Raw genomic sequence first — 13,099 nt, forward strand, 5'->3', positions numbered from 1 at the left:
AGGGGAAACAACGGGGGCGAACGATAACGAACCGGCCGGGCCGGCAAGGGAAAGGTCAGGCGCGCCAGCGCCAACGGGCCAGGGCCTTGAGGACACGCATCAGAAGGGTGCTGCTGAAGGTCACAGGGGTATCTCGCGTCACGATTGCCGCACAGTAGCCCAGCTCATGGCCGTGCGCAACCGTGAGCGGCGGATCAACGTGCGCGACGCGCATAGGCAGCCAGTACGGTGCGTTCGGACTGCACCAGGTAGGCATCAAGCGCCTGCGCAGCCTCCTGAGCCTGCCCGGCTTCGAGGCGCTGGAGAATTGCCGCATTCATGTCGATGTAGGGCGAATGGAGGAACTCGGCATCGTTGAGCAGACCGAAGGCCAGGCGCAGCTCGGCGGACAGATGAGCATAGAAGGTATTGAGGCGCTCACTGTCGGCCAGTTCGACGATGGCGGCGTGAAACGCCATGTTGGCGGTCCCCGCGCCGCTCCAGTCCTGCGCTTCACGACAACGTTCGGCTGCGGCTACGGCCTGCGCCATGCGTTGCACGGCGGGATGCTTGGGGTAGGCCTGAGCCAGTGCCTGGCATTCGATGAACCGGCGCACCCGGTAGATATCGATGATCGAAGCCATATCCGGTACGGCGACGAACACGCCACGATTGGGCTCGTGCTTGAGCAGACCTTCCTGGGTCAGCACACGGAAGGCCTCGCGCAGGGTATTGCGGGAAATATCCAGGCTCTCGCTCAGCGCCGCCTCGGACAGGCGCTGACCAGGCACCAGCTCACCATCGACCAGCTTGCGGCGGATTTCGGCCGTCACTGTTTCGCCAAGAGTGCGCGGATTGTCAGGCGTGTCTTTGCTCATCGTTCCGTCCATTACGGTTGGCGGGGCTGCGGGGCCCGCAGATGCTCCATGAGTCCGCCCCCTGAAGCAAGCGCTGCCGGGTGTCACCAGATGCACAGCAATGGAACACAAGCGAGTAATTAGGTAACAAAATAGTGCATATTGATGAACCATAAAATATTTATTGTTGAACAATATGATCAGCATTAATCAACAACTCAGGCCGATTCGAAGGGTATTGGCACAGTGATTGCCTTGTCATGGACAACAGATCCTCCCCCATCCAGGAGCGCCCCATGCAAGCCCAGACCACCGCTGACTTCGCCCGCTCACGCCGCTCATCATTGATCGCGGCCATTTTCCTGATGGCCACTTCGGCCATTGGCCCCGGCTTCATCACCCAGACCGCCACCTTCACCGCGACCATGGGCGCCGCCTTTGCCTTCGGCATCCTCGCTTCGATCCTCATCGACTTCGTGGTCCAGCTGAACGTCTGGCGTATCGTCACCCTGACCCGCATGCGCGCCTCGGATCTGGCCAACGCGGCAATTCCCGGTAGCGGCTACCTGCTGGCGGTGCTGGTGATCTTCGGCGGGCTAGTGTTCAACGTCGGCAACATCGCTGGTGCCGGCCTGGGCCTAAATGCGCTGATGGGACTGGATCCGAAATGGGGTGGCGGCCTCAGTGCGCTCATCGCCATCGGCATCTTCCTGTCCAAGCGCGCCGGCATCGCCGTCGACCGCCTGATCGTGGTGCTGGGCCTGTTGATGATCCTGCTCACCCTGTTCGTCGCCTTCGCCTCCAATCCGCCGCTTGGCGAGGCGCTGCGCCAGACCGTGTGGCCGGACACGATCAACTTCGCCACCATCACTACCATCGTCGGCGGCACCGTGGGTGGCTATATCACCTACGCCGGCGCGCACCGCCTGCTCGATCGCGGCCTGGTTGGCGAGGAGCATGTGCAGGAAGTCACCAAGGCAGCGCTGAGTGGCATCGCGGTCACCGGCGTGATGCGCTACGTGCTGTTCCTGGCGATTCTCGGCGTCGCTGCCAGCGGTGTGGTCATCGATACCTCCGGCCAGGGCGCCAATCCGGCGGCGCAGGCCTTCCAGGCGGCGGCGGGCCAACTCGGCCTGCGGACTTTCGGCCTGGTACTCTGGGCTGCGGCCATCACCAGCGTGATCGGCGCGGCCTATACCTCGATGTCCTTCATCACCGCCTTCATGCCTGGCATCAGCGAACGCGGGCGTAACCGCGCTACGGTGTTGTTCATTGCCTTGTCGCTGAGCGTTTATCTCATGCTCGGCACTGCGCCAGCCGCTCTGCTGGTGTTCGCGGGCGGCTTCAACGGCCTGATTCTGCCGATTGGCCTGAGCATCTTCGTCTACGTCGGCTGGCGTCGGTCCGACCTGATGGGCGGCTACCACTATCCGCGCTGGTTGCTGATCCTGGGTGCCGTTACCTGCATCCTGACCTGGTACATGGCGGCCAAATCGGTCGGTCCGATTTTCGCCTTCCTCAACGTGGCCTGACTTCAGGAGACCCGACATGCCAACCATCGACCTCAACAGCGACCTGGGCGAGAGCTTCGGCCAGTGGTGCATGGGCGACGATGCCGCGATGCTCGATATCGTCACCAGCGCCAACGTCGCCTGTGGTTTCCACGCCGGCGACCCGGCCGGCATCCTGCGTACCCTCAAGGCCGCCGCGGCCAAGGGCGTGACCATCGGCGCCCATGTCGCCTACCCGGACCTGGTCGGCTTCGGGCGCCGCAACATGGATATCGCCAGCGACGAGCTGAGCGCCGACGTGATCTACCAGATCGGCGCCCTGCAGGCCCTGGCCACTGCCGCCGGTACATCGGTGCGCTACGTGAAACCCCACGGCGCGCTGTACAACACCATTGCCCACGACAGGCGCCAGGCCCTGGCGGTGATCGAGGCGATCCGCGCCGTCGACCCGAACCTGGTGCTGGTCGCCCTGGCCGGCTCAAAGCTGATCGAACTGGCCCGTGGCGAAGGCCTTACCTGCATCGCCGAAGCCTTCGCCGACCGCGCCTACACGCCGCAAGGCACCCTGGTGTCGCGCCGCGAGCCGGGCGCCGTGCTGCACGACGCCGATCAGGTGGCGCAACGTATGCTGCGCCTGGTGCAAAGCGGCGAGGTCGAAGCCATCGACGGCAGCGTCACCCGCATCGAAGCCGACTCCATCTGCGTGCACGGCGACAGCCCCGGCGCCATCCAGATGGCCCGCGAGGTGCGCCAGTTGCTGGAGCAGTCCGGCGTATCCCTACAATCTTTCGCCGGAGCCGCCCGATGAACGCCCTCCAACGCGCCCAACAGGCGGCCATTGCCGCCGCCCGCCAGGCCCGCGCCGAGTACCGCAACGGCCGCGTCGCGCCTACGGCCGGTATCGCGCCGGGCATGACCCAGGCCAACCTGATCGCCCTGCCCCGTGACTGGGCCTATGACTTTCTGCTCTACGCCCAGCGCAACCCCAAGGCCTGCCCGGTGCTCGACGTGAGCGACGCCGGCAGCCCGCACACGGTACTGGCCGAAGGCGCCGACCTGCGCACCGACCTGCCGATGTACCGCATCTGGCGTGACGGCAAGCTCGCCGAGGAAGTCAGCGACGCCACCGCCGCCTGGGCCGAATACCCGGATATGGTGGCGTTTCTGATTGGCTGCAGCTTCACCTTCGAGACAGCCCTGCAGGAAGCCGGCATCGACGTGCGGCATATCACCGATGGCTGCAACGTGCCGATGTACCGCAGCAACCGCGCCTGCCGCCCGGCGGGTCGCCTGCATGGCGAGATGGTGGTGTCGATGCGGCCGATCCCGGCGGATCGCGTCGCCGAGGCGGCTGGCATTTCCGGGCGCTATCCCTCGGTGCACGGCGCCCCGGTGCATATCGGCGAGCCGGAGCGGCTGGGCATCAAAGACCTGCACAAGCCGGATTTCGGCGACGCGGTGCGTATCGAGCCCGGTGAGGTGCCGGTGTTCTGGGCCTGCGGCGTGACGCCCCAGGCGGCGGTCATGGCCTCCGGCGTACCCTTCGCCATCACCCATTCGCCGGGGCATATGTTCATCACCGACGTGCCCGACAGCACGTACCACGTCTAGGAGGTTGTCTTGCGTTTTCTCCCCGCCAACCTCGATACGCTGCTCGTCGAGCTGCAGGATCTCGATGAAACCCTGGCGCTGTTCGCTGCCCTGCAGGCCGAGCCCATCGCCGGCGTCGAGGAAATCGTCCCAGCGGCCCGTACCCTGCTGATCCAGTACCGGCCCTGCGCCATCGAGCGCCAGGCGCTGATCGATGACATCGCCCGCCGCGACCTGAGCCAGCGCAGCGCCCGCGAAAGTCGGCGTGTCGAAATCCCCGTGCATTACAACGGCGAGGATCTCGACGAGGTCGCAAGCCTGCTCGGCATCAGCCGTGAGGAAGTGGTGCGCCGCCACACCAGCACCGATTACGAAGTGGCTTTCTGTGGCTTCGCCCCTGGTTTCGGTTACCTGACCGGCGGCGCCAACTTCCAGGTGCCGCGCCGGCAGACGCCGCGCACCCGCATTCCTGCCGGTGCCGTGGCGTTGGCCGGCAACTTCAGCGGCATCTACCCCAAGGCCAGCCCTGGAGGCTGGCAGATCATCGGCGTCACGCCCTTGCAGATGTGGGACCTGGGCCGTGATGAACCAGCCCTGCTGCGCCCAGGCTACAAAGTGCGCTTTCAGGATGCCGGCCCGCTGCCGGCTGGCGGCCTGCCAACGCACGAGCAGCCAACTAACGGTGGAATACGAACCGACGCTTATCTGGAAATCCTCAGCCCCGGCCTGCAAACCGTGCTGCAGGACCTGGGCCGCGCCGGCCATACCGACCAAGGCGTGTCGATGTCTGGCGCGCTGGATCGCGGCGCCCTGCGCGCCGCCAATCGCGTGGTGGGCAACGACTCGGCCTGCGCCTGCCTGGAAGTGGTGCTCGGCGGCCTGAGCTTCGTCTGCCACGGCCGCACGATCATCGCAGTTAGCGGCGCGCAAACGCCCATCACCGTCATCACCGCCAGCGGCCTGCAATGGCAGCCGGGTAATTATCAGCCCATCGAACTGGACGACGGCGACCGCGTCAGCCTCGGCGCGCCCCAGGCCGGGCTGCGCAGTTACCTGGCGATTCGCGGCGGCTTTCAGGTCACGCCGGTGCTGGGCAGCCTGTCCTACGACAGCCTGGCCCAGGTCGGCCCGACGCCACTGAAGGCCGGTGACCGCCTGGGCGTCGAAACGATCAATGTCGGCAGCAGCGTATCGATGAGCGAAGGCCCGGCATTCGAGCTGCCGACCGCCAAGGACGTGATCACCCTGGATGTAGTCATGGGGCCGCGCAGCGACTGGTTCACCCAAGCCGCCATCGAGCGCCTGAGCAACCAACTCTGGCGCGTCACGCCACAATCCAACCGGGTCGGCATTCGCCTGGAAGGCGAGGTGCCGCTGGAGCGCTGCAACCATGACGAGTTGCCCAGCGAAGGCACCTCACTGGGCGCCATCCAGGTGCCCGCCAACGGCCAACCGGTGCTGTTTCTCGCCGACCACCCGCTGACTGGCGGCTACCCGGTAATCGCTGCCGTAGCGCCCCACCATCTGGATCTGGCCGGGCAAATCCCGATCAACGCGCAGATCCGCTTCAACCCAATCGAGGCGTTCGCCGAACTGCAGGCCGACGTGCTCCTTTCCACTGCCGACGCGAAAGAGATCCCATGAAAAAAGTATTGATCGCCAACCGTGGTGAAATCGCCGTGCGCATCGCCCGCGCCTGCCGTGATTACGGCGTGGCCTCCGTGGCCGTGTACGCCAATGCCGATATCGACGCCCTGCACGTGCGCCACGCCGACGAAGCTTACGCACTGGACGGCGAGCGCCCGGCTGATACCTACCTGAACATCGACAAGCTGCTGGCCATCGCCAAGCGCGCTGGCGCCGATGCCGTGCACCCCGGCTACGGCTTTCTCTCCGAACGCGCCGACTTCGCCCGTGCCGTGCAAGGCGCCGGGCTGATCTGGATCGGCCCGAACCCGGACACCATCGACGTGCTCGGCGACAAGGTCGAGGCGCGCAAGCTCGCCCAGCAGGTCGGCGCGCCCCTGGTAGCCGGCACCCCCGGCCCGGTGCAGAGCGCCGCCGAGGTGCTGGCCTTTGCCGAGCAGCACGGTCTGCCCATCGCCATCAAGGCCGCATTCGGCGGTGGCGGGCGCGGCATGAAGGTCGCCTGGCGCATGGACGAAGTGGCCGAGCTGTACGCCTCAGCGGTGCGTGAAGCCGAGGCTGCCTTTGGCCGTGGTGAGTGCTTCGTCGAGCAGTTCCTCGACCGCCCACGGCATATCGAAGCGCAGGTGATCGCCGACACTCACGGCAAGGTGGTGGTGGTTGGCACCCGCGACTGCTCGCTGCAACGCCGCAACCAGAAGCTGGTGGAAGAAGCGCCAGCCCCCTTCATCACCGATGAGCAGCGCCAGCGCATTCACCAGTCCGCCCACGACATTTGCGCCAAGGCCGGCTATGTCGGCGCCGGCACCGTGGAATACCTGCTCAGCGCCGATGGCACCCTGTCGTTTCTGGAAGTGAACACCCGCCTGCAGGTCGAGCACCCGGTCACCGAGGAAACCGCTGGGGTCGATCTGGTGATTGAGCAACTGCGCGTCGCCGACGGACTGCCGCTCTCGTTCACTGAAACACCGACGCCGCGCGGCCACAGCTTCGAGTTCCGTATCAACGCCGAAGACGCCGGCAAGGGCTTCCTGCCCACCCCCGGCAAGATCAGCGAATTCCGCGCCCCGAGCGGCCCGGGCGTGCGCCTGGACAGCGGCGTGGAAAGCGGCTCCAGCGTGCCTGGCACCTTCGACTCGATGATGGCCAAGCTGATCGTCACCGGCGCCACCCGCGAACAGGCCATCGTCCGTGCGCGCCGTGCCCTGGCCGAGTTCCAGATCGACGGCATCGCCTCGGTGCTGCCGTTCCACCGTGCGGTGATGGATCACGACGATTTCACCGGCCACGAGCGCTTCGCCGTGCACACGCGCTGGATAGAAACCGACTTCGCCGAGCAGATCACCCTGGCACCGCGCACCTTGCCGGCTGCTGGCGATACGGTGCTGCGCACCTTTATCGAGATCGACGGCAAACGCCACGAACTGGGCCTGCCGAGCGCCCTGCTACAAGGGTTGGCGCCGTTGGGCGGCAGCGCCCAGGCAACACCTCTGGCTACCGCACCGGATGCCGAAGAAGGCCTGATCAGCGCGCCGATTTCCGGCAACCTGCACGCCTGGCTGGTTGAGGACGGCGCCCAGGTCAACGCCGGCGAGGTGATCGCGGTGATGGAAGCCATGAAGATGGAAACCCAGGTCATCGCCCCCACGGACGGCACCTTACGCATTCGTGAACAGGCAGGGGCTTATCTGGATGCGGGTGTGGCGTTGGCAAAGCTGGAAGGCTGAGATCAGCCCCGGGTATCGCTGCGCTCCACCCAGGCTACAGTGGCCGAGGTAGCCTGGCGTTGAGCGCAGCGATACCAGGAAATCGAAAGCAAGAAGGGCAGCCTGAGCTGCCCTTCTTGTTATTCGCTGCGATCAGAGCGAACCCTGCTCCGCCAAGGCCACGGCCTTGAACATGGCGCGGCGCTTGTTGAGGGTTTCTTCCCACTCCAGCGCGGGTACCGAGTCGGCGACGATGCCGGCACCAGCTTGCACATGCAGCTCGCCGTCCTTGATCACAGCGGTACGAATGGCAATCGCCGTGTCCATATTGCCGTTCCAGGCGTAGTAACCGACCGCACCGCCGTAGACGCCGCGTTTGACCGGTTCCAGCTCGTCGATGATTTCCATGGCGCGGATCTTCGGCGCACCGGACAGCGTGCCAGCCGGCAGAATGGCGCGCAGGGCGTCCATCGAGTTCAGGCCCTGTTTCAGCTCGCCGGTGACGTTGGAGACGATGTGCATGACGTTGGAATAGCGCTCGATGACCATCTTCTCGGTCAGTTTCACCGAGCCAACTTCCGAGACGCGGCCAGTGTCGTTACGGCCCAGGTCGATCAGCATCAGGTGCTCGGCAACTTCCTTGGCATCGGCCAGCAGATCCTGCTCCAGCGCCAGGTCCTGTTCCTCGGTGGCGCCGCGCGGGCGGGTGCCGGCGATGGGCCGCACGGTGACCAGGTTGTCCTCGACACGCACCAGCACTTCCGGCGACGAGCCGACCACGTGGAAATCGCCGAAGTTGAAGAAGTACATGTACGGCGTCGGGTTGATGCAGCGCAGCGCGCGGTACAGATCGATGGGCGCGGCCTTAAAGGGGATCGACATGCGCTGGGAAATCACCACCTGCATGCAGTCACCGGCCAGGATGTAATCCTTGATCGAATCCACCGCCCGCTCGTAATCCTCGCGGCTGAAGCTGGAGCGGAACGCCGGCTCGGCGCCCGCCGGCTTGTTCAGGTCCACGCCCAGGCGTGGGGTGAACGGCTGACGCAGCTTGTGCAGGATGTCCTGCAACTGCTGCTGACCACGGGCGAAGGCATCGGCCTCGGCCGGGTCGGCCAGGACGATAGCGATCATCTTGCCGGCCAGGTTATCGAACACCACCACGGCATCGGAGACGTTGAGCAGGATATCCGGTGTGCCCAGCGCATCGGGGTTCACCCCGGCGGCCAGCTTGGGCTCGACGTAACGCACGCTGTCGTAAGCGAAGTAACCGACCAGGCCGCCATTAAAGCGCGGCAAGCCGGCGATGGTCGGCACCTTGTAGCGCGCCTTGAACTGCTCGACGAAGGCCAACGGGTCGGCACATTGGTGGCGCTCGACTTCGACGCCGTCGGTGGTGATCACCACCTCGTGGCCGTGAACGCGCAGCACGGTGCGCGCCGGCAGACCAATGATCGAGTAGCGGCCCCATTTCTCACCGCCCTGCACGGATTCGAGCAGGTAGGAGTTGGGCGCGTCGGCCAGCTTCAGGTAAATCGACAGCGGCGTGTCGAAGTCGGCGATGGTTTCGCAGGCAAGCGGAATGCGGTTGTAGCCTTCAGCGGCTAAACGCAGGAATTCTTCGTGGATCATGATCAGCCTCGTGGCGTGAAAAATCAGTCAGATGCAAACGGGCCGCACGCAGCGGCAGGAAATGTCAGGCGCGCCAGCGCCAACGGGCCAGGGCCTTGATGACTTTCATCCAGAGTTTGCAGGTGACCGCCACGGGAGCATCTCGAAGAGGGGAAATAACGAGCGGCCAAGGTAGCGCAGCCGCTCGACGCAAGCAACCCAATGCCGCTACAGCAGCTCGGCGAGGCTATCGACCACAAGCTGCGGCTCTTCCTCGGCCACCGGCCGACCGTGGTTGTAGCCGTAGCTCACCGCCACACAAGGCACGCCGGCTGCACGGGCCGCCAGCACATCATTGCGCGAGTCGCCGATGAACAGCGACTGCGATGCCTCGACGCCAGCCAGACGCATCACCTGCAGCAGCGCTGCCGGGTCGGGCTTTTGCTGCGGCAGGGTATCGCCGCCGATGATCCAGCGGAAATAACCGCCGAGCCCCACCTGCTCCAGCAGCGGCGCGACGAAACGCTCCGGCTTGTTGGTCACCACGGCGAGCTCCACGGCTGCAGTGCTGAGCGCCTCAAGCAGCTCGTGCACACCGGGATAGAGCACGGTCAGGTCATGGCAGTCGGCATAGATATCGAGAAAGCGCGCCAGCGCCTCTTCCGTCTCGGCCTCACCCACTACCGTGTGATCCAAGCCACCGGCCAGGGCGCGGCGCACCAGCACCCGCGCGCCATTGCCAACCCATTCGCGAACCTGCTCCACACCCGCCGGCGGGCGTCCCAGCTCGACCAGCATGCGATCGACCGCTGCGGCCAGGTCAGGCACCGAGTCGATCAGCGTGCCGTCCAGGTCGAACATCACCAGGCGCGGCAGCTCGCCGCTGCACAGCGCGCGCAGCGGTTTCATCCACGCACCAGGGCCAGCTCGGCGCGCATGGCGTCGATCACGGCCTTGTAGTCCGGCTGGTTGAAGATCGCCGAGCCGGCGACGAAGGTGTCGGCGCCCGCCTCGGCGATCTCGCGGATGTTCTGCACGTTGACGCCGCCGTCGATCTCCAGGCGGATCTCGCGACCGCTGGCGTCGATCAGCGCACGCGCTTCACGCAGCTTGTCGAGGGTGCCGGGGATGAACTTCTGCCCGCCAAAGCCGGGGTTGACGCTCATCAAGAGGATCATGTCGACCTTGTCCATCACGTACTTGAGCACGTCCAGCGGAGTGGCCGGGTTGAACACCAGGCCTGCCTTGGCGCCGCCCGCCTTGATCAGTTGCAGCGAGCGGTCGACGTGCTCGGAGGCTTCCGGATGGAAGGTGATGTACGAAGCGCCAGCCTCGATGAAGTCGCCGATGATGCGATCCACCGGTTTGACCATCAGATGCGCGTCGATGGGCGCAGTGATGCCGTACTTGCGCAGCGCCGCGCAGACCATCGGGCCGATGGTCAGGTTGGGCACGTAGTGGTTGTCCATGACATCGAAATGGACGATGTCCGCACCGGCGGCGAGTACGTTGTCCACTTCCTCACCCAGGCGGGCGAAGTCGGCGGAAAGGATCGACGGGGCGATGGCGAAGGGTTGCATGGCGCACCTCTGAGAACCGATTTGGGATCTCGCGAGCTAGAGCCGGGCTAGGCAAAAACAGGCGAGGAAGCGGAGTTTACGCGTGTAAATGAGCATTCCGAGCCTGTTTTTAACGACGCCTGGCCGACGCGCAGCAGATCGCAAACGGTTCGTAGTGCTGGATCACGGTGGCGCGCATTGTACCGGTTGAAACGGTTGCTGGCAGCGCCACTGAGTCAGGCGCGCCAATTCGCCTCATAGCAAAAGGCCTCGCCGGTTTCCCAGGCGAGGCCTTTTGAATGCAGGCGCAGCGATTTATTCCGGCGTGGAGGTACGCAGCTTCTCGCTACGCCCACGCAGCCATTCCAGGGTCAGCAGCAGCAGGACGGAGAAGCCGATCAGCAGGGTCGCGGCGGCGGCGATGGTCGGCGACAAGTTTTCGCGGATGCCGCTGAACATCTGCCGTGGCAGGGTGGCCTGCTCGGGGCCGGCGAGGAACAGGGTCACCACCACTTCATCGAACGAAGTGGCGAAGGCGAACAGCGCGCCGGAGATCACCCCCGGCGCAATCAGCGGCAGGGTCACCCGGCGAAACGCCGTCAGCGGCGAGGCGCCAAGGCTGGCGGCGGCGCGCACCAGGTTGTGGTTGAAGCCCTGCAGCGTCGCCGACACGGTGATGATGACGAACGGCACGCCGAGCACGGCATGCACCAGGATCAGCGACAGGTAGCTGTTACCCATGCCCAGCGGCGCGAAGAAGAGGTAGCTGGCGACACCGATGATTACCACCGGCACGATCATCGGCGAGATCAGCAGGCTCATCACCAGCGCCTTGCCACGGAACTCGCCACGGGTCAGGCCGATGGCCGCCAGGGTGCCGAAGACCATCGCCAGCAGCGTCGCGGCCGGGGCGATGATCAGGCTGTTTTTCAGCGAGCGCATCCAGTCGGCGGACATGAAGAAGTCCTCGTACCAGCGCAGCGAGAAGCCCTGCAGCGGGTAGACCAGAAAAGTGCCGGAGTTGAACGACAGCGGCACGATCACCAGTACCGGCAGGATCAGAAACAGCAGCACCAGGCCGCAGAGAATGCGCAGGCCGTAGTACCAGAGGCGCTCGATGGGTGACATATAGGGGCTGAGCATGGCTGTGACTCCATTTAGCTTTTAGCTCCCCTCTACCGCTTGCGGGAGAGGGGCTGGGGGAGAGGGTTTGGTAAACAGCCGCCCTCTCCCGCCCTTCGGGCACCCTCTCCCGCAAGCGGGAGAGGGTCATCAGATGACCTGCTACGCAGGCGTGTTCTATGGCCGCTTTTAACCAAGCCGCAGTTTGCTGGCGCCGACCAGCCAGCTGTACACCACGTACAGCACCAGTGTCGCGGCCAGCAGCAGGCCGCCAAGGGCCGTGGCCATGCCCCAGTTGATGGTGGTGTTGGTGTAGAAGGCGACGAAGTAGCTGATCATCTGATCGTTCGGGCTGCCCAGCAGCGCCGGGGTGATGTAGTAGCCAATCGACAGGATGAACACCAGCAGGCAACCGGCGCCGACACCAGCCAGGGTCTGCGGGAAGTACACCCGCCAGAAACTGGCGAACGGATGGCAGCCGAGCGACACCGCCGCGCGCATGTAACTGGGCGAGATACCCTTCATCACGCTGTAGATCGGCAGGATCATGAACGGCAGCATGATATGGACCATGGCCACGTACACACCGCTGCGGTTGAACACCAATTGCAGCGGTTGCTCGATGATGCCCAGCGAGATCAGCGCGCTGTTGATCAACCCTCCGGACTGCAGCAGCACGATCCAGGCGGCGACACGCACCAGAATCGACGTCCAGAACGGCAGCAGCACCAGAATCATCAGCAGGTTGCCCTGCCGCGTCGGCAGGTTGGCCAGCAGGTAAGCCAGCGGATAAGCCAGCACCAGACAGATGGCGGTGATCACCAGGCTCATCCAGAAGGTGCGGGCGAAGATGTCCAGGTAGATGGCCTGATCCGGCGTGGCCTGGGCCAGTTCGCCGAGGTCGTCGATGCGGTGATCGAGCGCGGCCAGCAGGTAATAAGGCGTGACCGACGAAGCATTGCGGCGGATCACCTGCCAGTAGGCGGGGTCACCCCAACGCTCGTCCATGTCGAGGAAGGTTTCCTGGTAGGACGCCGGCTCCTCGCGCAGCGGCAGCTTGCGTGCGGTGGCGCTGACCAGACTGCGGAAGCCCGCCAGTTCCATGTTCAGGCGCTTGGACAGATCGCCCAGGCTCTGATTGCGCCGAGCTTCGAGCATATCGCTGGCAATCGCCCGGTACACCGCCTCGTCCGGCAGGCCACGGCCATCCCAGGCAGCAATCGCCTCGACGGTGCGCGGCAGACTGCCGACCACCTCCGGGTTATCCACACTGCGCATCAGCAGCGCGCCGATAGGCAGCAGGAAGGTCAGCAGGAGAAACAGCAACAGCGGCAGGATCAGTGCCTTGGACTTCAGGCGATTGAAACGCTCGGCACGGGCCAGTCGCTGCTTCAGGCTTGGCCCGGGCAAATCATTGGCAGGCAGTACGGCGGCCATGGACAACTCCGCAAGCTAAGGCCGCATCTGGCGGCAGAAATTCGGGGATACGACAAACATCGATTGGGCAGCTCCGCCCC

At 65.0% G+C, this 13,099-nt stretch carries 11 protein-coding genes; 5 read left to right on the forward strand and 6 right to left on the reverse strand.

What is annotated here, in order from left to right:
• Window positions 1-194 precede the first annotated feature (194 nt).
• A complete protein-coding gene (locus J7655_RS18660; protein ID WP_230925690.1) occupies window positions 195-857 on the reverse strand; it encodes a GntR family transcriptional regulator in 663 nt (220 codons plus the stop codon).
• 275 nt (window positions 858-1,132) lie between these two features.
• Between J7655_RS18660 and J7655_RS18665 the strand changes: the two genes are divergently transcribed.
• Genes J7655_RS18665 through J7655_RS18685 form a run of 5 tightly spaced genes read left to right on the forward strand, consistent with a single transcriptional unit; the run spans window position 1,133 to window position 7,311 of the window.
• The gene (locus J7655_RS18665) at window positions 1,133-2,368 is read left to right on the forward strand and encodes an NRAMP family divalent metal transporter (RefSeq protein ID WP_230925691.1); all 1,236 of its coding nucleotides are present in this window, start codon (window positions 1,133-1,135) and stop codon (window positions 2,366-2,368) included.
• 16 nt (window positions 2,369-2,384) lie between these two features.
• Window positions 2,385-3,155, forward strand: coding sequence for a LamB/YcsF family protein (locus tag J7655_RS18670; RefSeq protein WP_230925692.1), 771 nt, complete (start codon window positions 2,385-2,387; stop codon window positions 3,153-3,155).
• A complete protein-coding gene (locus J7655_RS18675) occupies window positions 3,152-3,958 on the forward strand; it encodes a putative hydro-lyase (RefSeq protein ID WP_230925693.1) in 807 nt (268 codons plus the stop codon). Before J7655_RS18670 ends, J7655_RS18675 begins: the two co-directional genes overlap by 4 nt.
• A 9-nt stretch (window positions 3,959-3,967) precedes the next feature.
• Window positions 3,968-5,581, forward strand: a complete 1,614-nt coding sequence (locus J7655_RS18680; RefSeq protein ID WP_230925694.1) for a 5-oxoprolinase subunit B/C family protein — start codon at window positions 3,968-3,970, stop codon at window positions 5,579-5,581.
• Window positions 5,578-7,311, forward strand: a complete 1,734-nt coding sequence (locus tag J7655_RS18685) for an acetyl/propionyl/methylcrotonyl-CoA carboxylase subunit alpha (RefSeq protein WP_230925695.1) — start codon at window positions 5,578-5,580, stop codon at window positions 7,309-7,311. Before J7655_RS18680 ends, J7655_RS18685 begins: the two co-directional genes overlap by 4 nt.
• A 132-nt stretch (window positions 7,312-7,443) precedes the next feature.
• Here the strand turns inward: J7655_RS18685 and trpE are convergent, their stop codons facing one another.
• The 5 genes from trpE to J7655_RS18710 form a co-directional block, all read right to left on the reverse strand.
• A complete protein-coding gene (gene trpE / locus J7655_RS18690; protein ID WP_230925696.1) occupies window positions 7,444-8,922 on the reverse strand; it encodes an anthranilate synthase component I in 1,479 nt (492 codons plus the stop codon).
• A 207-nt stretch (window positions 8,923-9,129) separates the two neighbouring features.
• A complete protein-coding gene (locus J7655_RS18695) occupies window positions 9,130-9,810 on the reverse strand; it encodes a phosphoglycolate phosphatase (RefSeq protein ID WP_338052677.1) in 681 nt (226 codons plus the stop codon).
• A complete protein-coding gene (gene rpe / locus J7655_RS18700; protein ID WP_075750042.1) occupies window positions 9,807-10,481 on the reverse strand; it encodes a ribulose-phosphate 3-epimerase in 675 nt (224 codons plus the stop codon). Before rpe ends, J7655_RS18695 begins: the two co-directional genes overlap by 4 nt.
• A gap of 294 nt (window positions 10,482-10,775) precedes the next feature.
• Window positions 10,776-11,603 (reverse strand): ABC transporter permease, encoded by an 828-nt coding sequence (locus J7655_RS18705; protein ID WP_230925697.1) that lies wholly within the window; start codon window positions 11,601-11,603, stop codon window positions 10,776-10,778.
• A 168-nt stretch (window positions 11,604-11,771) separates the two neighbouring features.
• The gene (locus J7655_RS18710) at window positions 11,772-13,019 is read right to left on the reverse strand and encodes an ABC transporter permease (protein WP_230925698.1); all 1,248 of its coding nucleotides are present in this window, start codon (window positions 13,017-13,019) and stop codon (window positions 11,772-11,774) included.
• Window positions 13,020-13,099 lie beyond the last annotated feature (80 nt).

Source organism: Pseudomonas wenzhouensis (assembly GCF_021029445.1).
GTDB lineage: Bacteria > Pseudomonadota > Gammaproteobacteria > Pseudomonadales > Pseudomonadaceae > Aquipseudomonas > Aquipseudomonas wenzhouensis.